Genomic DNA, 20708 nt, shown 5'->3' on the forward strand with positions numbered 1-20708 from the left:
TCCTTCAAGCTGCCTCGACCGGCCGCGACGCCGGATCGAGGATGGACGCCGCGCGGGGGCGACGGGCGACGAGAATGAGAACGGTCAGGGAATCGGCGCGGCTGCCCTGCGGCGGCAGGGCGCGGATCGTTTCGACCTGAAGGCCGGCGGCCTGCGCATAGGCGCCGAGCGCCTCCTCGCTGAAGCCGAGACGAAGATGGGCGTGCTCGGCGCGCAGGATCTCATGCCCATGCGGCGCGAAATCGATGATCGCGAGGCGACCGCCCGGCCCTAGAGCCGCCGCCGCCTCGCGGACGGCCGCTGCCGGATCGTCGAGATAGTGCAGCACCTGATGCAGGGTCACGAGATCGAAGCTGCCGCGCGGCACGGGCAGACGATAGGCGTCGCCCTGGCGCACGGTGGCGCGGCTGAGGCCGGCCGCGTCGAGCTTCGCCCGCGCGATGGAGAGCATCTCGCGCGAGGCGTCGATGCCGAGCGCCCGCTCCGAGCGAGGCGCGAGGAGTTCCAGGAGGCGACCCGTGCCGGTGCCGACATCGAGCAGGGCTTCGATGCTGTCCGTGCCCAAGAGGTCCAGAAGCGCCGCTTCCACCTCGGCGTCCGGCACATGAAGCGAGCGAATCCGGTCCCACTGCTCGGCGTTGCGGCTGAAATAATGGGCGGCGCGCTCGGCGCGCTCGCGCCGCACGTCCTCCAGCTTCTCGCGATCGCCCGCCAGACGTCCGTCCTCGTCCACCACGCCCTCGAGGAGCGCGTCAGCGAGACGGGCGACCAGCGGATCGTCGCTGCGCCGGAAATAGGCCCAGGCCCCTTCCTGGTAGCGATGCACGACGCCGGATTCGACGAGAAGCTTGAGATGGCGCGAGATGCGAGGCTGCGACTGGCCGAGAATGGAGGTCAGGTCCGAAACCGTCAGGTCGTGACCCGACAGGAGCATGACGAGACGCAGCCGGGTCGGCTCGCCCAGGGCCTTGAGGATTTCCACCGTCGCGTCGAACGAAGCGCTCATGGCTGCGCCTCCTTTCGCGCAAATCATATAAAGATATGTTTATGTGTTTCCAGCCTACGACGCAAGGGCGATGGCTCGACCTTTGCGCAGGTTCGTCCCGCTCTATAGGGTCAAAAGATGAGCGATGACTTCCCAGTCCGTCCCGGCGAAAGCCTTCTGACGTTCGACGCCGCCGAGGCCGACGACGCGCGCCTCGCCTTTATCGGCACGATTCGATCGCCCTGGCGCGAGCCGGCGGCGTGTCCGAAGAACATGCGCGCGGCGCGCGAACGGGGCGAAAACGCGGAGATCCTGATCGCGCCGCCCTACCGCCCGGCCCTGTCGCGGCTGGAGGCCGGCGCTCACCTCCACCTCCTGACATGGCTCGATCGCTCGCGGCGCGACCTCGCCCTGCAGAAGCCGCGCCACGCGGAGGACGCGTCGGGCACCTTCGCCCTTCGCTCGCCAGTGCGCCCCAATCCGATCGGGCTGCATCTCGTTCGACTCGTGTCCATCGACCTCGAAGCCGGACGCCTGGTGATCGACGCGATCGACGCGATCGACGGAACGCCGCTTCTCGACATCAAACCCTATTTTGCGTCGGTCGACCGGCCGGAGGACGTCTGATGGCGACGGAGCGTCAGAAGTCGATCGCGAAGAACCTGACGGCGCTGATCCCGCGCGTGCCGTTCCTCGACGCCGAAGCGATCCGCAGCGCCGCTGGCTCGAAGCATATGCGCAGCCTTTCGCCCGCCAGCGCCATCTGGCTGGCGACGCTCGCCCATGTGCGCCACCAGCACACCGATTATGACGAGCTGCGCGACGAGGGATACGAGAAGGACGAGGCGCGCTTCTTCGTGGTGGACGCGATCAACGCCGTGCTCGACCAGTGGGGCGCAACGCGGCATCTCGTGTCGGAACCGGACGGCGACGAGGATTGGCCGGACGAGGGTGAGACGGACGAGAGCGAAACCGACATGGAGGACGGCGAAGCGTCGGCCCTGCCGCCCGCGCGGAGGCCGCGCCCCGACGCGGACTGAGGCTCAGCCCTCGCTCGGGTCGTAGATCCATTGCTCGGGCAGACGCGCCTCGAAGCCCTCGCCGATCGTCAAGGTTCCCGGCTTCTCGACCCAGGCCACCAGCCCGCGCTTGTGCTTGGCCGCGCGCACGAAGGCGAGGTCGAGACCGTCGTGATCCGGATAATGGCCGGCGATGGAGCGGCCGGACAGGCGGCAGGGGCCGTTGTCGCCATCGATCTTCAGCGTCACGCCGTTCTCGAAGAACAGGAGGGTTCGCGGCGGCAGCTGGCTGAGGCGCGGAATGCCGTCCAGCACGAGATTGCCACCGATCCATTCGGGCAGAACGCTCGGAACACCGAGGCTTTCCGCCACTTCGGCAAGTTCCGCAAAGCTCAGGATCGAAAGCTGGCGCTCGTTGCGGATTTGCGTGCCGCGCGGATACCAGGGCTCGCGGCCTCCGGTGCGCCGCGTGGCGCCACTGTGGAAATCTCCCTCGATGCCGTCGAAGCCGAGAGCCAGCCCCTCCACCGGCGCGGTGACGAACCCGTCGCCCGCAGCCTTGTACAGTCCGCCGATCGTTCCACGAAGCTTGATGGCGGATTTGCGCATGAGGACCCTCAACCGTGCCGGTGCGGATGCTCGTCCGACTTCAGGTCGATCGGCCGGCTCCGCTTGGCGGGTTTAAAGGTGATGACGCGGTAGAGATAGATCACCACGACCGCGACGATGACGAAATTCGAGACCGGCCCGACATACTGGTCCACCACCTCGTATTGCTGTGCGAGGAGATAGCCCGCGAAGGCGAGGCCCGCCGTCCAGGCCAGCGTTCCAATGGCGGAGAAGAGAAGGAAGGTCGGCAGCGGCATCCGCGCCAGACCCGCCGGAATGGAGATCAGCGTGCGCACGGTCGGAACGAGGCGGCCGAACAGGACGGCCCAGATGCCGTAGCGGCGGAACCAGCGGTCGGCCGCTTCCACATCGTCGGCGGTCATGGTGATCCACCGGCCGAAGCGGTCGGCCAGTTTGACGATGCGCTGCTCGCCGACCACGAGGCCGAGATAGTACCAGGGAAGAATGCCGAGGATCGATCCGATCGTCCCGGCCAGAATGACGGCCCAGATCGAATGCTGGCCGGTCGCGGCCTGATAGCCCGCCAGGGGCATGATGATCTCGGACGGGATCGGCGGGAAGATGTTCTCGAGGAACATCAGGAAGGCGATTCCGAACACGCCGAAATCCTGCATGAGACCCTGAACGAACTGATCCATGGACGGCGTACCTTGCGCTGGGGGAATGCGAGAAGACCCGCTCGGCGAGATAGGACGCTGCCACTCGCTGCGCAGGGGCAAGCGGGACGCGAGGCCGGGCAGAAGGCCGACCCGCCCGCTTCAGGCGATCACTTGTTTGTCAGCCGAAGCGCGTCCTGCAGGGCGCGGCCGATCTGCTCGGCCGTGTAGGGCTTCTGAAGAACGGGATAGACGCGCCACTCGGTGTCGATGCCGTCGAGCCCGTAGCCGGTCGCGAAGACGATCGGGATGTCGAGACTGCGAAGCCGCTCGGCCACCGGATAGACCTTCACACCGGCGACGTTCATGTCGAGAATGGCCGCGTCGATGCCCGGCGCGGCGTCGATCATCGACAGGGCCCGGTCCACCCGCATCGCAAAGCCCGCATTGGTGCAGGCCAGATCGTCGAGAATGTCCTCGAGCTGCATGGCGACGAGGGATTCGTCCTCGACGGCGAAGACGCGAAGGCCCGCGAGCGAGGTCAGGTCAGACATGCGGCAGCGTCCTGGCGGCGGCGAGTTCCGCCATGGGAATGAGCATGATCCACTGGAGGTCGCGATCGTCCACCTTGAACTCCAGAATGCCTTCCAGCTCGCCGGTGACGATGCGCTCCAGCATTCGCATTCCAAAGCCGGGCTTCAGATCCTGCAGCGCAACGGGCGCCTTCGTCCCGCTCTCCCTCCAGACGAGGCGCAGGGCTTCGTCCCTGACGGACCAACACAAGGCGAGGCTCCCCTCGCGACCGGAGAGAACCCCGTATTTGATCGCGTTGGAGGCAAGCTCGTGAAAGATCATGGCAAGCGCGATCGCCGCCTTGGAGTTGAGCCGGATCGGCGCCCCCCGCAGCTCGAAACGATCCGACCCGAGGGCCGAAAGTTCGAGTCTCGCGATCGAGGCGAGATCGGCCGATTCCCAATGCTGCTCGCTGAGGAGATTGTGAGCGTTGGACAAAGCCAGGATACGCCCTTCGAAGACCCGGCGCGCCTCCTCCCGGTCGGTCGTCGCGCGGAAGCTGCGGCGCGCCAGCGACTGGACGGTGGAGAGCGTGTTCTTCACACGGTGGTTGAGCTCGTCCAGGAGAAGCCGTTGCCGCCGCTGCGCTCGCACGCTGTCGGTTCGATCGTAGCCCTGCACCAGGATACCGGAGATCGACCCGTCCGCCGCCGTGATCGGATGGTAGGAGAAGTCGATGAAATACTCGCGCGCCTCGCCCGTCTGCGGATCGCGCAACATGAGGCGGCTTTCGAAGCCGAGGGCCGCTTCGCCCGTCCGGTAGGCGTCGTCCAGCCGCTCGAAGAAACCCTCGCCTTCGATCTCGGGAAAGACGTCGCGCACGGGAAAGCCGATCACGTCGCGCGCGCCGACGAATTTGCGATAGGCGCGGTTCGCGTAGGTGAAATGATGTTCTGCGCCATGGAGAAGCGCCACCATGCCGGGCGCGTCCTCGAACAGGGCACGGAATTGCTGCGTCGGTCCGGTTCCGCCCCGGATCGCCTGCTCCGCCTCGCGCGCGCGCTGCACCAGCGCGACACCGCCCGAAAACAGCGAGCTCGGCATGGACGCCGCCTCGCGCAAAAGCACGATTTCGGTGATGTCGACCGTGTTCTGCAGGATGAAGACGACCGTGCCGGCCGCGTCGCATAGCGGCGTATGGACGGCGGTCCAATAGCGCTTGGCCATTCCACCGCCCTTTTCGGGCGGAACGGGAATATCGTATTCGATATAGGCGAGCGTATCGGGCTCGCCGGTCTCGATCGCGCGCTGCAGGGACTGCTCCAGACGCCGCCGCGCCTCGCCTTCGCTCGGGAAGGCCTCGAACAGGTTCCGTCCGATGAGATTGCGGCCGGGCTGGTCCGTGGCGACTTCGTAGGCGGGATTGACGGCGACGAAGTTCAGCTGCGTGTCGAGGAGCATATGCGGGCTGGGGAGCGCATTGAACAACTGTTGAAAGCTGATGCGATCCAACTGGTCTCCCCTTTCCCGCAAAAGGTCCGAGGCGACATTGCCCCTGGGCGAAGTGTAGAGGGGAAGCCGGCTTTGAAAAGTGGCTTCCCCCGTTCGATCGTTCAGCGCGTCAGGCGCTTGTAGGTCGGACGCTTCGGGTTGACCGATTCGGGACCGAGGCGACGGATCTTGTCCTGCTCGTAATCCTCGAAGTTTCCTTCGAACCACTCCCAGTGGCTATCGCCCTCGTAGGCGAGGATATGCGTCGCCAGACGGTCGAGGAACATGCGGTCGTGGCTGATCACCACGGCGCAGCCGGCGTATTCCTCCAGCGCATCCTCCAGCGCCGCGAGCGTTTCCGTGTCGAGATCGTTGGTCGGCTCGTCGAGCAGGATGACGTTGCCGCCGGACTTCAGCATCTTGGCCAGATGCACGCGGTTGCGCTGGCCGCCCGAGAGCGTGCCGACCTTCTGCTGCTGGTCCTGGCCCTTGAAGTTGAAGTTGCCGACATAGGCGCGGCTGTTCATGTCGTATTTGCCGAGCTTCATGATGTCGACGCCGCCGGAGATTTCCTCCCAGACGGTCTTGGAGCCTTCGAGATGGTCGCGGCTCTGGTCGACATAACCGAGATCGACGGTCTCGCCGATCTTGATCTCGCCGGAATCGGGCTTCTCCTGACCCGTGATCATCTTGAACAGCGTGGACTTGCCCGCGCCGTTCGGACCGATGATGCCGACGATGCCGCCCGCCGGCAGCTTGAACGAGAGGTTCTCGATCAGGAGGCGGTCGCCATAGCCCTTCGACAGGTTCTCGACCTCGATGACGCGGTTGCCGAGGCGCTCCGAGGTCGGGATGACGATCCGGCCATCGGCCGGCTTGCGGTTCTCGGCGAGTTCGACCAGCTCGTTATAGGCCTTGATGCGGGCCTTGGACTTGGTCTGGCGGGCCTTGGCGCCCTGCTGAATCCACTCGCGCTCGCGAGCGATGGCGCGGCCGCGCGCATCTTCCTCGCGGCCTTCCTGGACCATGCGCTTGGCCTTCTTCTCCAGATAGGCCGAGTAGTTGCCCTCGTAGGGAATGCCGCGACCGCGATCGAGCTCCAGAATCCAGCCCGTCACGTTGTCGAGGAAGTAGCGATCGTGCGTGATCATCAGGACGGCGCCTTCGTACTCGCGAAGGTGCTTTTCGAGCCAGGAGATGGTCTCGGCGTCCAGATGGTTGGTCGGTTCGTCGAGAAGCAGGATGTCGGGCTTCGACAGGAGCAGCTTGCACAGCGCCACGCGGCGCTTTTCGCCGCCCGAGAGCGGGCCGACCGCCGCGTCGCCCGGCGGGCAGCGCAGGGCGTCCATGGCCATTTCGACCTGGCTTTCGAGATCCCAGAGATTCTGCGCGTCGATGACGTCCTGAAGCTTGGCGCCCTCCTCCGCGGTCTCGTCGGAGTAGTTCATCATCAGTTCGTTGTAGCGGTCGAGGATCGCCTTCTTGTCGGCGACGCCTTCCATGACGTTCTCGAAGACGGTCTTCGATTCGTCGAGTTTGGGCTCCTGGGCAAGATAGCCGACGGTCGCGCCTTCGGCCGCCCAGGCCTCGCCCGAATAGTCCTTGTCGACGCCGGCCATGATCTTGAGGAGGGTCGACTTACCCGCGCCGTTCGGTCCGAGAATGCCGATCTTGGCGTTGGGGTAGAAGGAGAGATGGATGTTCTCCAAAACCTTCTTAGTGCCGTAGGCCTTGGTGAGGTCGGCCATATGGTAGATGAATTGGCGAGCCATCGAGCGCGCGTCTCCGCAAGGTAGGAATTGGCATGAGTTGGCGCACAGGTAAGGCATGGCGCTGCGATGAGCAACAAAGGCGGCGAGGAAAATGAGCCGCGCCAATGAGCGCTCCGCCGCCACGCCATGCGGCCTCACGGCTTGACGCGCCGGCCGCGAGAGCGGATGCAGCGGTCAGCAACCCTTCAGCAGCGGAGCCGACATGATCCGGCACATCGTCTTCTTCAGCGCCAAGGACAAGGCCGACCTGCCCCGCATCAAGGCGGGCCTCTCGACGCTCGGTGCCATCGCGCATCACGAGCATTTCGAGGTCGTCGAGAATGCGCGTGTCGATCCGATGGGCAACGATGTCGATCTCGTCGTCTATGCCGAGTTCAGGGACCGCGCCGCGCTCGCCGCCTACAAGGCCGATCCGATCTACGAGGCTTCGACGCGCACCGTCCGCCCCTTGCGCGAGATCCGCTATTCGGCCGACTACGAAGTGCCCGACCGGGCCTGATCGGACGTTTCAGCCGAAGCCGGGTGCGTCGACCCGCCCGGCGCGGCAGCCCGGCTGGAGCGGGTCACCGGCCAGGATCAGGGTGCCGAGGCTCGCGCCTTCGCCGAGAACGCCGCGAAGGGAAATGCGCAGCTCGCCCGCCAACCGGCGCCCGGCCCCGTCGCTCTCGCAGTCGAGAAGAACGCGGCTCCCCGCCCCCCTGCCGAAGGCCGCGTCGAAAGCCGCGCGAATATCCGACGCGGACAGCTCGCGACCGATCGATCCCTCGAACAGCGCGCGGATCGGCGAGGCGTTGAGTTCGTCGATGAGGCGGATCGACTGAACGAAATAGGCGTCCGCATCGCCCGAGAAGCAGGTTCCGTGCGTCCAGTATTCGTGCCGATCAAGCTGCGAGACGGTGCCCGGCATGACGCGCGCCAGGGCCTTGCGAGTGGTCTCGCTGATCTCGACGGGCGGCAGGTCGCGCCAACGGCCGGCCTCGTCGGCGGCGCGAATCGCAGCCGGAACGCCGCAATATTCGCGACCGCGCGGCTGCGGCCACAGCCCATGCAGAGAAAAGCCGTGTGCCGCCTCGCCGCCCGAGCGGCAATCCGCGCGGCGCGGGCGCGTTTCGCAGAAGGCCGGGTGCCAGCTTGCGGCAAGAACGTAGGCGTCCCGCTCCTCCCGCCCCTTCGCGTTCGGTTTGCCGAGCCCGGCCGACGAGGTGCCGTCATTCACCCGGCCGCAGCCATAGGGCACCCAGCGACGCTCGGGGTCGGCCCCGGGGACCTGGATCAGATAATGACTGCCGGGAACGGCGTTGCGGCCGATGAGGTCGTAGCTGCGGCCGGGCTCGGTGACGATCCGCCCCGGATTGTTGTCGGAGCGGATCGAGGGCGTCGCGAAGCAACTCGCCTCGGCCACGAACTGGCCGATCATCGGCACCTGGCCCGAAGCCGGCCCGGCCATCATGACGAAAGACGCGGCGCAGCCGAGGGCCCATTCGTATCCACGCATCCCGCCATCCCCATGAATTTTCGCGTATCGGTTGCCTTCCAGCCGAGATAGGCCAAACCTCACCGATGTCCCGCATCCATACCGGCTTTCCCGACGTGTCCGCTAGCTCCACCGTCCTCGACAGTCCGACCGGCGCCGCGCTGCGCCTCTACCGTTTCGCGCCAGCCGGCACGCCCCGTGCCGTGCTGATGGTGCTCCACGGCCTCGCGGAGCATGCGGGGCGCTACGAGCGCCTCGGCACCGAACTCGCCGCCGAGGGAATCGCCGTCTATGCGCATGACCATCGCGGCCATGGGTCGACCACGGCGGTCGATGCGCCGCTCCGGCGCTTCGGCGGGCGCGGCGGACGGGCCAAGGTGCTGCGGGACGTCCAGGCCGTCCGGCACAAGGCGGAAGCCGATTGGCCGGGCGTTCCGATCGTCGTGCTCGGCCATTCCATGGGCGCGCATATCGCGCTGAACCACGCAAGAACGTTCGGCGAAGGATTGGCGGGACTGGCGCTCTGGAACGCGAGCTTCGAGCGTGGGATGGCCGAGCGCGTCGGCCTCGTCGCGCTGAAGGCGGAAAAGGCGCTGAAGGGATCGGACGTCGCGAGCGCCCTTTTCGCGCGCTCCACCTTCGAGGCCTGGGGACGTTCGGTGAACCCGCGCCGCACCGAAAGCGACTGGCTGAGCCATGACGAAGCGGTGGTCGATCGCTACCGGGCCGATCCGCTCTGCGGCTGGACGCCGACCATCTCCATGGTGGAGGACATTCTGGACTGGCAGGGAACCGGCGCGGACCCTGTGCTTCTTTCCGACCTGCCGCGACGGCTGCCGATCCATTGTCTCGGCGGGACGGAAGACCCGGCCACCGCCGGCGGCGCGGCGGTGCGGCGCTTCGCGGGGCGGCTCGAGGAAGCGGGAAGCCTCGACGTCCATTGCCATATCGTGGCCGGCGCCCGGCATGAGACGCTGAACGAGGCCGAGCCGATGCGCAGCGAAGCCGTAAGCGAGCTGCGCCGCTTCATCGAGTCCTGCGCCGCGCGCAAGACGGGGTAACGCCCGCAACGCTCTAGCTGAGATCGATTCCGGCCCTGCCTCAGTCCGCGCTGTAGCTGAGATCGTTCCCGAGATGGCAGCGGGCAAAGCGCAGTTCGAGGGCGCGGCTCTGGTAGGAATAGACGACGCGCTCCAGCGTCAGGAGCGCAGTGTCGGCTTGGAGGCCGAAAGCGTCACGGTCGGCTTCCGTCGAAAGGGCACAACCGACCTTCTCGATCTTGTAGGTTGCAATGTCCTGCCGGCTCCAGCGCGCCCGCGCCAGACGCTCGCACTCGGCGGCGCTGAGCGGTCCGGCCGTGGGAGCGACGCGCAGGAACACGTCCTCCACCATGAAAAGCCGTCCCGCATGGGCGCGACGGCGCTCGAAGGCGAGCACCGGCGTTTGCTCGCTCACTTGCAACCGGGCCGCGACATCCGCGCTCGGCAGGACGATCTCGACCGCGCCATGGGTGATCTCGCCGGACACACGCTGGCCGTCCTTGTCCGAAATGTTGGAGAAGCGGCTTCGCATCTTCTCGCTTTCGAAATCGACGACCACCGTTCCCCGGCCCTGATGCCGCTCCAGAAGCTTGTTTTCGGTCAGGATATCGAAGGCCTTGCGCACGGTGCCGAGGCTGATGCCGAGGGAGCGCGCGATCTCCGCCTCGTTCTCGATCAGCTGCCCGGGCGCCCAGGTGCGGGACACGATCCGGGACACGAACTCGTCGGCGACCTGCTGATAAAGCGGTCGCGTGTTGAACGGTTTCGTAAGCGACATCTACATTCCCTGATTGATATCCTGCACAGGGAACGTTATGGAGGTTGCAGAACATTGCAACCTAAAAGTGCTGAATTCCCCCCATTAAAAGTTGTATCGGGTTGCATCGATCCCGCGCAGCGTGGCGATCCATTCGCGCACCCGCGCGTCCGGGTCGGCATGGAGGGTGATGTCGGTCACGACGGCGGCGCTGCTTGCGCCGTATCGGAAAACCTCGGCCGCCCGGTCCGGTCGCAGGCCGCCGATGGCGACGAGCGGCAGATCGCCGATCCTCCGACGCCAATGGGCGAGGCGTTCCGGCGTCTGCGGCGCCCAGGGCATCTGCTTCAGGATCGTCGGCCAGACCGGGCCGAGCGCCACATAATCGGGCTCTGCGGCCAGCGCGGTTTCCAGTTCGGCCTCGTCATGCGTCGAGAGGCCGAGCCGCAGTCCGGAGGCCCGGAGCGCCGCGAGATCGGTCGCGGCCAGATCCTCCTGGCCGAGATGCACGAAATCCGCCCCCTCGTCGGCCGCGATCTGCCAATGGTCGTTGACGATCAACTGGGCGTCATGAGCGCGGCAGACGGCCAGCGAGCGGCGGATTTCCTCGCGCAGGCGGCTTTCCGGCATATCCTTGGCGCGCAGTTGGACGAGGCGAACGCCGAGCGGAACGATGCGCTCGATCCAGGCGGCATCCGGCATGACCGGGTAGAACGGGTCGAGCTGAAGCGGGCGACGACTCACAGAACGGCCCTCCCGAAAACGGGCGTCGACGGCGCGGCCATGTCGCGCGGCTCCATCGCGCCGGCTTCGAAGCTCAAGCGACCGGCTTCCACGGCCAGGCGGAAGGCGCGCGCCATGGCGACCGGATCGCCCGAGGAGGCGACGGCGGTGTTCAGGAGCACGCCGTCATAGCCGAGTTCCAGAGCTTCAGCCGCATGGCTTGGCCGCCCGAGCCCGGCATCCACGATCAGCGTCACATCGGGAAACTGCGCTCGCAGGGATCGCAGGCCGTAGCGGTTGTTCAGGCCGAGGCCCGAGCCGATGGGCGAAGCCCAGGGCATGAGCACCCGGCATCCCGCTTCCAGAAGTCGGTCGGCGACGACGAGATCCTCGGTCGTGTAGGGCAACACCTCGAATCCATCCTCGGTGAGGATACGGGCCGCCTCGACAAGGCCGTAGACATCGGGCTGGAGCGTGTCGGCATGGCCGATCACCTCCAGCTTGACGAGAGCGGTGCCAAGCAGTTCCCGCCCCATCCGCGCCGTCGTCACCGCTTCCTTGACCGTGTGGCAGCCGGCGGTGTTCGGCAGAAAGTCGACGCCGAGATCGCGAAGCTCGTCCCAGAAGCCGGGGCCGCGCGCGGCGCCCATATTCTGCTCGCGGCGGAGCGACACGGTCACGAGCGCCGGCTCCGCCGCGCGGATCGCCTCGCGCATCACGGCGGGGGATGGATAGAGCGCCGTCCCCAGCATCATGCGGGACGCGTAGGTGCGGTCATAGATCTGCATGGTTAGCCTCCCTGCATGGGGCTGAGGAGTTCCACCGCGTCGCCCTCCGACAGGGCGATGTCGGCGCGCTCGGTGCGCGGCACGAATTCGCGGTTCACGGCGGTGGCGACGGTCGTTGGCTCGAGGCCGAGTTCGGTGAGAAGCGCCTCGAGCTGGACGGCGTCCACCTCGCGCCGCTCCCCGTTGATCAAAAGGATCATGCTGCCTCCAGAAGCGATTGAACTTCCTCGACGGCGCGGGCGGACAGCGCCGGCGCCAGAAGGAAGCCGTGGCGATAAAGACCCGCGAACGTGACGACCGGCCCCTGCCGGGTCACGCGCGGCAGATTGTCGGCGAAGGCGGGCCGGCAGGCCGCGCCGGTTTCCAGGATTTCCGCCTCGGCAAAGGCCGGATGAAGAGCGAACGCGGCCGAAAGCAGCTCCACCGCCGAGCGAAGCGTGATCGGCCCCGCGCGCTCGCTCTCGATCATCGTGGCGCCGACCATGAAGACGCCCTCCTCGCGCGGCACGATGTAGATCGGCCAGCGCGGATGAAGGAGGCGGACCGGCCGGTCGAGCCTGATATCGCGGCTGCGGATCAGCACCATTTCGCCGCGCACGCCCCGAAGCCCCTCGGCCTTCGCGCCGATCCCCCGGCAGTCCACCACGGCCTCGCCGGCGAAGGCGCAGGGCTCGGCTTGCGACCCGAACAGAACCGTGCCGCCGCGCTCTTCGATCCGCGCGCGAAGCCGGGCGAGCGCCGTGCGCGGGTCGAGATGCGCCTCTTCGGCATAGAAGAGGGCCTGGCGGAACCGGCCGGCAAGGTCGGGTTCGAGTTCGGCGACCGCGTCCGCGTCGAGCAGGCGATGACCGCGCGTTCGCGCCGCGAATTGGCGAAGGTCGGCCGCATCGCGCGGCGCGGCGAGCACGAGCGTTCCCTTGCGCGCGACGGGCGTGCGCTCGCTCCAGAAGTCGATGCCATCGAGGCCCGGCTCGATGATGCTGGGCTCGGCCGTCGCAGCCTCGCAATAGGGCGCGAGCATGCCCCCCGCGAGCCAGGAGGCGGCCTTCGCGCCGATCTCGGCCGAGGCCTCGTGAACGACGACCTCGCGCCCCGCTTCCACCAGCCGCGCGGCGGTGGTGAGCCCGGCGACGCCCGCGCCCAGAACATGGACGGTCATCGCGCGGCCGAGCGGTCGGGGTCGAGAAATGGCAGCGTCGCGCCCAAGGGCCGTCTCCGTTCGCGGGACCAGCGCTCGCCACGCACAGGGGCGGACCAACCGTTCCCCGCAGGCCTGTTCGTCGGACCGGTCGTCCGAATCGCCTTGCCTGCCGGAGTCGCCATCGCTCCATCCCTACGCCAGTGCGAACTGGATCAGGTTCGTGGGGTCGCCGAGCATATCGTCGGCCTCTCAGTTCCCGATCTGGCGGAACTCCCCCTGGATGCGCTCAAGGTAAGGGTTCGGCCGGGCGTGTCAACTCGGGCGAATCCGGCGCGTCCGGTTCGGGGAGGATCGGCGCGTCGTCGGCGAGAAGCGGCCCGCGCGCGCCCGGCGCGTCGGACTCCGGCCGCAGCAGATGATCCGCGATCGCCTGCGCCGTCACCTCGTCGCCATTGACGACCATCTCCGCCCCAGCCTGGATCAGCCGTTCGCGCTGTTCGCCCGAGTGAACGCGGGCCGTCACGCGAATTTCGGGATTGGCCGCCTTGGCGGCGGCGATCATAGCAACCGCCTCGAAACTGTTGGGAAAGGCGAGAACGAGATCGCGCGCGCCGGCGACATTGGCGGCTTCCAGCACTTCCGACTTCACGGCGTTTCCGACCACGGTCTCGAAGCCGGCCGCGCGCACCCGCGCGACCCGCTTGTCGGCATCCTCGATCACCACGAAGGACCGGCCGGCATCGGCGAGGCGGCGCGCGATCTTCGAGCCGACCCGGCCGTAGCCGACGAGCACGAGATGATCGGCGAGATCGGTGCGCCGGAGCACGTCGTCCTCGATCGCGACGCTGCCGCTCGGAATATGCGTCGGGGCGTCCGGCGTCGGGCCGGGTGCAGCCTCGCCCGCCTCCTCCGCTGGCAGGGCCGGCGCGCTGCGCTCTTGCGATTGCCGCCAGCGATCCACCCAGGCGAACAGGAACGGGTTGAGGACGATCGAGAGGATCGCGCCGGCGAGGATCAGGTTCTTGGCTTCCGGCGGCAGGATCTTCAGGTTGAGGCCGAGCGTCGCGAGAATGAAGGAGAACTCGCCGATCTGCGCCAGCGACACGGAGATGGTGAGCGCCGTCGACGTCGGATGCCCGAACAGGCGCACGAGACCGAAGGCGACGACCGACTTGCCGATCACGATGATGAGGAGCGTCGCGAGGATCGGCAGCGGGTCCTCGATCAGCGAGAGCGGGTCGAACAACATGCCGACCGACACGAAGAACAGGACGGCGAACGCGTCGCGCAGCGGCAGCGAATCCTCCGCCGCGCGATGGCTGAGATCGGACTCGCTCATGATCATGCCGGCGAAGAAGGCGCCGAGCGCCAGCGACACGCCGAAAAGGCTCGCCGCGCCGAAGGCGACGCCGAGCGCGATGGCGAGCACGGCAAGGCGGAACAATTCGCGCGAGCCGGACGCCGCCGTCAGTTGCAGAAGCCAGGGGATGAGGCGCCGGCCGACCACGAGCATCAGCACCACGAAGATGCAGAGCTTGAAGATCGTGACGAGGAGAATGCCGGGCACGCCGAGCCCGAGATCGGTGCCGACCCCGTGGCTGGCGGCCGGCTCGCCCCCGAGCGGACCGGCAAAGGCCGGAAGAAGAACCAGCGCCAGCACCATGGCGAGGTCTTCGACGATCAGCCAGCCGACGGCGATGCGGCCCCGCCCCGTCTCGATCAGCCGCCTCTCCTGCATGGCGCGCAGAAGCACCACGGTGGAGGCGACGGACAGCGCCAGACCGAAGACGAGCCCCGCCCCCATCGTCCAGCCGAGAAGCCAGGCGAGCCCCATGCCGAACAGCGTCGCGGCCGCGATCTGCACGATGGCGCCCGGCAGCGCGATGGCGCGCACGGACAGGAGATCGCCCAACGAAAAATGAAGGCCGACGCCGAACATCAGGAGAATCACGCCGAGTTCGGAGAGTTCGCCCGCCAGCCCCTGATCGGCCACGAAGCCCGGCGTGAAGGGCCCGGCGGCGACGCCCGCCAGAAGATAGCCGACGATCGGCGAGGCGCCGAGCCGCTGCGCGATCATGCCGAGCACGAAGGCGAGGCCCAGACCCGCGACGATGGTTTCGATCAGCGGCATCTCGTGCAGCATCGACGGCGTCTCCCGGCGTTTGAAACGACTCCAGTGTCGAGGTGGTCCTTCGGTGTTAGGCGATGGCGGCGCGCGATGCAGCAGAAAAGAGGGAGGACGGTCGGCTTTTTCGCATGCGCGGCAAGGCATGGGTGAAGGCGCGGACCGGGCTGCGATGTCGCATCGACCAAACATGTCGGATTTGTACAAAACCGACGCCGCTTCCGTCATCGCGCCCCGACTTTTCCGGGTGCCAATGTCGGGTCCGCACACGCAGATCGGACCGATCCATGCAAAGATTCTCTGGCCTTTCCGTGATCGCCAAAGCCTTCGGCTCCAATAAGGGCTGGCAGGCGCAGTGGCGCGACGCGAGCCCCAAGAGCCGCTACGACGTGGTGATCGTCGGCGGCGGCGGGCACGGCCTCGCGACGGCCTATTACCTTGCCAAGGAGCATGGCATCCGCAATGTCGCGATCCTGGAGAAGGGCTGGATCGGCGGTGGCAACACGGGCCGCAACACCACGATCATCCGCTCGAACTACCTGTTCGAGGAATCGGCGGCGCTCTACGACCATGCCGTGAAACTGTGGGAAGGCCTCTCGCAGGACCTGAACTACAACGTGATGTTCAGCCCGCGCGGCGTGCTGATGCTCGCCCATAACATTCACGACATTCAGGTGTTCAAGCGCCATGTCCACGCCAACCGGCTGGCGGGCGTCGACAACGAGTGGCTGACCGCGCAGGAATGCAAGGACTACTGCCCGCCGCTGAATATCGACGCCTCCACCATGCGCTATCCCGTGCTCGGCGGCGCGCTGCAGCGGCGTGGCGGCACGGCGCGCCACGACGCGGTGGCCTGGGGCTATGCCCGCGCGGCTTCGGCGCTCGGCGTCGACATCATCCAGAACTGCGAGGTCACCGGCATCCGGCGCGGCGCGAACGGCGCGGTGACGGGCGTCGAGACGACGCGCGGCTCGATCGAGGCCGGCAAGGTCGGCGTCGTGGCGGCGGGCAACACGTCGGTCGTGATGGCGATGGCCGGCCTTCGCATGCCGCTCGAAAGCTACCCGCTCCAGGCGCTGGTGTCCGAGCCCTTGAAGCCGGTCGTGCCGTGCGTCGTCATGTCCAACACGATCCACGCCTATATCTCGCAGTCCGACAAGGGCGAGCTCGTGATCGGCGCGGGAACCGACGCCTACACGTCCTACACCCAGCGCGGCGGCCTCCATATCGCCAACCATACGCTGGACGCGATCTGCGACCTCTTCCCCGAGTTCCGCCGGGTGCGCATGCTGCGCTCCTGGGGCGGCATCGTGGACGTCACGCCCGACCGCTCCCCTATTCTCGCCAAGACCACCGTTCCGGGCCTCTACGTCAATTGCGGCTGGGGCACGGGCGGGTTCAAGGCGACGCCGGGCTCCGGCAATCTCTTCGCCCACACGATCGCGCGCGACGAACCGCACAGGATCAACGCACCCTTCACGATCGAGCGTTTCCGCGATGGCGTGCTGATCGACGAGGCGGCGGCCGCCGCCGTCGCGCACTGACCCGACCCCTCCTCCCCGCGAGGCCGACCCGATGCTTCTGATTACCTGCCCCTATTGCGGCCCCCGCCCCGAACTTGAATTCCGCTATGCCGGCGAAGCCCATGTCGTGCGCGCCGAGACGCCGTCCGACGTCGGCGCCGAGGCATGGGGCGAGTTCCTCTACACCCGCGCCAATCCGCGCGGCCTCCATGCCGAGCGCTGGCGCCACATTCATGGCTGCGCGCGCTTCTTCAACGCGCTGCGCGACACGCGGACCGACTTCTTCACCGCGACCTACAAGGTCGGCGAGCCGAGGCCGGACGGCGCGGAAGCGCATCAGCCCGCGCTCAGCGGCGACAATGTCGGCACCTGGTCCGGGGAGGTCGCCCGATGAACCGCTTCCGCACCTCCTCCGGCGGGCGGATCGACCGCTCGGTCGCCGTTCCCTTTACTTTCGACGGCGAGACCTATCGCGGCTACGAGGGCGACACGCTGGCCTCCGCCCTGATCGCCAACGGCGTTCATCTTCTCGGCCGCTCGTTCAAATATCACCGCCCGCGCGGCATCGTGACCGCCGGCTCGGAAGAGCCGAACGCGCTCGTCACCGTGAAACGGGACGCGGCCCGCGTCGCCCCGAACCTTCGCGCCACGCAGGTCGAGCTTTATTCCGGCCTCTCGGCGGAAAGCCAGAACCGCTGGCCCTCGCTCAACTACGACGTCGGCGCCGTGAACGACGTGATGGGCAAGTTCCTATCGGCCGGCTTCTACTACAAGACCTTCATGTGGCCGCGCTCGGCCTGGGAGAAGCTCTACGAGCCCTTCATCCGTCGCGCGGCGGGCCTCGGCAATGCGCCGACCCTGCCCGACCCAGACCATTACGCCCAGCGTTTCGCCCATTGCGAGGTGCTGGTGGTCGGTGCCGGCCCGGCCGGCCTCGCCGCCGCCCTCGCCGCCTCGGAAGATGCCTCGCAGCGCGTGATCCTCTGCGACGAGCAGAGCGAGATGGGCGGCTGGCTCCTGCACGAGACGGGCGCCGCGATCGACGGCCACACGCCGCCGCTCTTTGCCATGCACATGCTGCACAAGCTGCGTGCCCGGCCGAACGTGACGCTCCTGCCGCGCACGACGGCTTTCGGCTTCTACCCGCACAATCTCGTCGGCCTCACCGAGCGCGTCACCGAGCATCTCTCCGTGCCGGCCGCCCATCTCCCGCGCGAGCGGATGTGGCAGGTGCGCGCCGGGCGGATCGTGTTTGCCACCGGCTCGATCGAGCGCCCCCTCGTCTTCCCCGACAACGACCGCCCGGGCATTCTCATGGCGGAAGCCGCGCGCCTCTACGCGCTGCGCTACGGCGCGCTTCCGGGCCTCCGCGCCGTGGTGTTCACGGCGGGCGACAGCGCCTATCGCGCCGCGCTCGACCTGAAGGCCCTCGGTGTCGAGATCGCCGCGATCGCGGATCTGCGCGACGCGCCGAACGGGCCCTATGTCGAGAAGGCGCGCGCGGCGGGCATTCCCATCTATCCGGGCACCTCGGTGTCCGCGACGTCGGGCCGCCTGCGCATCCGCTCCGCGACGCTCGCCCGCAGGGGCTGGACGCAGGGCGAGACGGTGGAGTGCGACTGCCTTCTCATGTCCGGCGGCTTCACGCCGACCATCTCGCTCTTCTCCCAGTCGCGCGGCAAGATGCGCTGGGACGAGGCGGTGGAAGCCTATGTGCCGGCCGAATCCGTCGAGAACGAGTGCTCGGTGGGCGCCTGCCGGGGCGTGTTCGACCTTGCCGGCGCGCTGGCGGACGGGCACGCGGCGGGTGGCAGTGGCGATGCGACCCCCTATCAGGTCGAGGAAGAGCCGGTCGGTCATGCCGCGTTCCGGGGCGCGACGTTCCACAATCGCGATCCGCGCAAGGTGAAGGCCTTCGTGGACTTCCAGAACGACGTGACCGCCAAGGACGTGCGGCTTGCGACGCAGGAGGGCTTCCGCTCCATCGAGCATGTGAAGCGCTACACCACGACCGGCATGGCGACCGACCAGGGCCGCCTGTCCAACATCAACGCGCTCGCCATCGTCTCGCAGGAGCTGAAGCGGCCGGAAACCGCGATCGGCCTCACCACTTTCCGTCCGCCCTACTCGCCGACGACCTTCGGCAATTTCGCCGGCATCGCGCGCGGGCCTTTGTTCGACCCGGTGCGCACCACGCCGATTCACGAATGGGCCGTCGAGAACGGCGCGCATTTCGAGGATGTCGGCATCTGGAAGCGCGCGCATTTCTTCCCGAAGCCCGGCGAGGATCTGCACGCGGCGGTCGCGCGCGAATGCCGCGCGGTGCGCTCCGGCGTCGGCATTTTCGACGCGTCGACGCTCGGCAAGATCGAAGTCGTGGGGCCGGACGCGGCGGAATTCGTGGACCGGCTCTACACCAACCCGTTCAAGAAGCTGGCGGTCGGCAGCCTGCGCTATGGCGTCATGCTGCGCGAGGACGGGTTCGTCATGGATGACGGCGTCGTCGCGCGCATCGCCGAAGACCGCTTCCACCTGACCACCACGACCGGCGGCGCGCCGCGCGTCCTCAACCACATGGAGGACTATCTCCAGACCGAATTCCCCGATCTCGACGTCTGGCTGACTTCGACCACCGAGGAATGGGCGACGATCGCCGTGCAGGGGCCGGATGCCCGCCGCGTCATCGAACCCCTGGTGGAAGGGGTCGATCTCTCCAAGGACGCCATGCCGCACATGACCTGGCGCGCGGGGCGGATCGCGGGGGCGCCGATGCGCCTGTGGCGCGTCTCCTTCACCGGCGAACTCGGCTTCGAGATCAACGTGCCGGCAAGCGAAGGCCGGCGCGTCTGGGAGGCCGTCTTCGCGGCCGGCCAGCCTTTCGGCATCACGCCCTACGGCACGGAAACGATGCACGTCCAGCGCGCCGAGAAGGGCTATATCATCGTCGGCCAGGAAACCGACGGAACGGCGGTGCCGGACGATGTCGGCCTCGGCTGGGCCGTCGCCAAGAAGAAGCACGACTTCGTCGGCATGCGCTCGCTCGCCCGGCCCGCACTCTCGGCGAAAGATCGCAAGCAGATGGTCGGCCTTCTGACAAGCGAGCCGGGGACCATCCTGGAAGAAGGCGCGCAGGTCGTCGACCACGTGCCCAATGCCGGTGCGGCCGCGACCATCCCCGCGCTCGGCCATGTCACCTCGTCCTATCGCTCCGAAACGCTCGGCCGCTCGATCGCGCTCGCCCTCGTTCGCAACGGGCGCGCCCGGATCGGCGAGACGGTGGACATTCCCATGCCCGGCGGGCGCATTCCCGCCGTGATCGTCGATCCCGTGTTCCACGACAAAGCCAATGAGCGCCTCGATGCTTGACGCTGTCGCGATCTCCCCCGGTCCTCGGCCCATCACCCTGCCCTTCGGCTCGGCGAACTCCCCCGTCCGCATCGAAGCGATCGGCTCTCGCGCCCGCTTCGCGCTGCGCCTGCGCGACGAGGCGGGCATTGCGAGCCTCGGCGAGCGCTTCGGCGTCGCCCTGCCGCGCGAGGCCTGCCGTTTCAACGAGCAGGGCGAGCGGCGCGCGCTGTGGCTCGGGCCCGACGAATGGTTGCTCGTTGCGCCCTATGACGAGGCGACGAGGCTCGGTGAAGAGCTGGAAGCCGGATTGAGCGGCGTCGCCCATTCGCTGGTCGAGGTCAGCCATCGCTCGCTCGGCTTCACGCTGTCGGGTCGTGCGGCCGAAAGCGTCCTGGCGAGCGGCTGCCCGCTCGATCTCGATCGGCGCGCCTTTCCGGTCGGCATGGCGACGCGCACGGTTCTCGGCAAGACCGAGATCATCCTGCAACGAACCGGCCATGAGAGCTTTCAGATCGACGTCTGGCGCTCGTTTGTGGGGTACACGCTGGGCTATCTGATCGAGGCCGCCCGCCAGCACGGGTGACCGCTCGGACACGTTCCAAAGCGGCGTCGGCCCAGCGGCCGGCGCCGCTTCGCATTTGCGCCATACCAACCCCTAACCCCTTCGCATTGCACAAAAAATCGGCGCCGCGACTAAGTTCGGTCATGTCGCGTTTTTGACAGTTTCTGTCGCGAATATGGAAGTCGCTGCTTCGGAATGGTTCCAGACTGATCGACGTCGCC

The 20708-nt window shown here is 67.4% G+C and carries 20 protein-coding genes, 1 pseudogene and 1 riboswitch; of the genes and pseudogenes, 8 read left to right on the forward strand and 13 right to left on the reverse strand.

Annotated elements, in window-relative coordinates:
• Window positions 1-4: 4 nt before the first annotated feature.
• Window positions 5-1006: an ArsR/SmtB family transcription factor gene (locus B146_RS0113985; protein ID WP_019997074.1), complete on the reverse strand. Its 1002-nt coding sequence runs from the start codon at window positions 1004-1006 to the stop codon at window positions 5-7.
• Window positions 1007-1123: 117 nt separating this feature from the next.
• On the opposite strand from B146_RS0113985, the gene tsaA reads away from it, so the two are divergent.
• Both tsaA and B146_RS26140 read left to right on the forward strand, forming a co-directional pair.
• A complete protein-coding gene (gene tsaA / locus B146_RS0113990; protein ID WP_019997075.1) occupies window positions 1124-1612 on the forward strand; it encodes a tRNA (N6-threonylcarbamoyladenosine(37)-N6)-methyltransferase TrmO in 489 nt (162 codons plus the stop codon).
• Window positions 1612-1911 (forward strand): annotated as a pseudogene (locus tag B146_RS26140) (DUF2293 domain-containing protein); the annotation flags it as partial. The gene tsaA and the pseudogene B146_RS26140, both read left to right, overlap by 1 nt.
• Before the next feature lie 117 nt (window positions 1912-2028).
• On the opposite strand, the gene B146_RS0114000 reads toward B146_RS26140, so the two are convergent.
• The 5 genes from B146_RS0114000 to ettA form a co-directional block, all read right to left on the reverse strand.
• A complete protein-coding gene (locus B146_RS0114000) occupies window positions 2029-2613 on the reverse strand; it encodes an MOSC domain-containing protein (RefSeq protein ID WP_019997077.1) in 585 nt (194 codons plus the stop codon).
• 8 nt (window positions 2614-2621) lie between these two features.
• Window positions 2622-3272, reverse strand: a complete 651-nt coding sequence (locus tag B146_RS0114005) for a DedA family protein (RefSeq protein ID WP_019997078.1) — start codon at window positions 3270-3272, stop codon at window positions 2622-2624.
• A gap of 128 nt (window positions 3273-3400) precedes the next feature.
• Complete coding sequence (locus tag B146_RS0114010) at window positions 3401-3784, reverse strand: response regulator (protein ID WP_019997079.1); 384 nt, start codon at window positions 3782-3784, stop codon at window positions 3401-3403.
• Entirely contained in the window at window positions 3777-5255 is a 1479-nt protein-coding gene (locus tag B146_RS0114015; RefSeq protein WP_019997080.1) for a sensor histidine kinase, read from the reverse strand. The genes B146_RS0114010 and B146_RS0114015 overlap by 8 nt, the downstream gene beginning before the upstream one ends.
• A gap of 101 nt (window positions 5256-5356) precedes the next feature.
• Window positions 5357-7006, reverse strand: coding sequence for an energy-dependent translational throttle protein EttA (gene ettA / locus B146_RS0114020; protein ID WP_019997081.1), 1650 nt, complete (start codon window positions 7004-7006; stop codon window positions 5357-5359).
• 202 nt (window positions 7007-7208) lie between these two features.
• On the opposite strand from ettA, the gene B146_RS0114025 reads away from it, so the two are divergent.
• On the forward strand, window positions 7209-7505 hold the full coding sequence (locus B146_RS0114025; RefSeq protein WP_019997082.1) for a Dabb family protein: 297 nt from the start codon (window positions 7209-7211) through the stop codon (window positions 7503-7505).
• Between the two features lie 9 nt (window positions 7506-7514).
• Here the strand turns inward: B146_RS0114025 and B146_RS0114030 are convergent, their stop codons facing one another.
• Window positions 7515-8501: a ribonuclease T2 family protein gene (locus B146_RS0114030; protein ID WP_019997083.1), complete on the reverse strand. Its 987-nt coding sequence runs from the start codon at window positions 8499-8501 to the stop codon at window positions 7515-7517.
• A 65-nt stretch (window positions 8502-8566) separates the two neighbouring features.
• Between B146_RS0114030 and B146_RS0114035 the strand changes: the two genes are divergently transcribed.
• Complete coding sequence (locus tag B146_RS0114035) at window positions 8567-9541, forward strand: alpha/beta fold hydrolase (protein ID WP_019997084.1); 975 nt, start codon at window positions 8567-8569, stop codon at window positions 9539-9541.
• A 40-nt stretch (window positions 9542-9581) separates the two neighbouring features.
• Here B146_RS0114035 and B146_RS27840 read toward each other — a convergent pair whose 3' ends face one another.
• The 6 genes from B146_RS27840 to B146_RS0114065 all read right to left on the reverse strand — a co-directional run bounded on the left by B146_RS27840 (window position 9582) and on the right by B146_RS0114065 (window position 15072).
• On the reverse strand, window positions 9582-10298 hold the full coding sequence (locus B146_RS27840; RefSeq protein ID WP_019997085.1) for a GntR family transcriptional regulator: 717 nt from the start codon (window positions 10296-10298) through the stop codon (window positions 9582-9584).
• Window positions 10299-10382: 84 nt separating this feature from the next.
• The gene (locus B146_RS0114045; RefSeq protein WP_019997086.1) at window positions 10383-11021 is read right to left on the reverse strand and encodes a thiamine phosphate synthase; all 639 of its coding nucleotides are present in this window, start codon (window positions 11019-11021) and stop codon (window positions 10383-10385) included.
• Window positions 11018-11788 (reverse strand): thiazole synthase, encoded by a 771-nt coding sequence (locus tag B146_RS0114050; RefSeq protein WP_019997087.1) that lies wholly within the window; start codon window positions 11786-11788, stop codon window positions 11018-11020. The genes B146_RS0114045 and B146_RS0114050 overlap by 4 nt, the downstream gene beginning before the upstream one ends.
• 2 nt (window positions 11789-11790) lie before the next feature.
• Complete coding sequence (thiS, locus tag B146_RS0114055; protein ID WP_019997088.1) at window positions 11791-11988, reverse strand: sulfur carrier protein ThiS; 198 nt, start codon at window positions 11986-11988, stop codon at window positions 11791-11793.
• Window positions 11985-12947: an FAD-dependent oxidoreductase gene (locus B146_RS0114060; RefSeq protein WP_019997089.1), complete on the reverse strand. Its 963-nt coding sequence runs from the start codon at window positions 12945-12947 to the stop codon at window positions 11985-11987. The genes thiS and B146_RS0114060 overlap by 4 nt, the downstream gene beginning before the upstream one ends.
• 154 nt (window positions 12948-13101) lie before the next feature.
• Window positions 13102-13216, reverse strand: a riboswitch (TPP riboswitch).
• On the reverse strand, window positions 13216-15072 hold the full coding sequence (locus B146_RS0114065; protein WP_019997090.1) for a cation:proton antiporter domain-containing protein: 1857 nt from the start codon (window positions 15070-15072) through the stop codon (window positions 13216-13218). (Overlaps the previous riboswitch by 1 nt.)
• A 269-nt stretch (window positions 15073-15341) precedes the next feature.
• Between B146_RS0114065 and B146_RS0114070 the strand changes: the two genes are divergently transcribed.
• The 4 genes from B146_RS0114070 to B146_RS0114085 are packed head-to-tail and all read left to right on the forward strand — an operon-like array spanning window position 15342 to window position 20508.
• Entirely contained in the window at window positions 15342-16598 is a 1257-nt protein-coding gene (locus B146_RS0114070; protein WP_026358604.1) for a sarcosine oxidase subunit beta family protein, read from the forward strand.
• A gap of 31 nt (window positions 16599-16629) precedes the next feature.
• Entirely contained in the window at window positions 16630-16971 is a 342-nt protein-coding gene (locus B146_RS26150; protein ID WP_019997092.1) for a sarcosine oxidase subunit delta, read from the forward strand.
• Window positions 16968-19943, forward strand: coding sequence for a sarcosine oxidase subunit alpha family protein (locus B146_RS0114080; RefSeq protein ID WP_019997093.1), 2976 nt, complete (start codon window positions 16968-16970; stop codon window positions 19941-19943). Before B146_RS26150 ends, B146_RS0114080 begins: the two co-directional genes overlap by 4 nt.
• Window positions 19936-20508 carry a sarcosine oxidase subunit gamma gene (locus tag B146_RS0114085; RefSeq protein WP_026358605.1) on the forward strand — a complete coding sequence of 191 codons (573 nt, stop codon included), beginning with the start codon at window positions 19936-19938 and terminating at the stop codon, window positions 20506-20508. The genes B146_RS0114080 and B146_RS0114085 overlap by 8 nt, the downstream gene beginning before the upstream one ends.
• Window positions 20509-20708: the final 200 nt, after the last annotated feature.

Source organism: Aureimonas ureilytica DSM 18598 = NBRC 106430 (assembly GCF_000382705.1).
Lineage (GTDB): Bacteria > Pseudomonadota > Alphaproteobacteria > Rhizobiales > Rhizobiaceae > Aureimonas > Aureimonas ureilytica.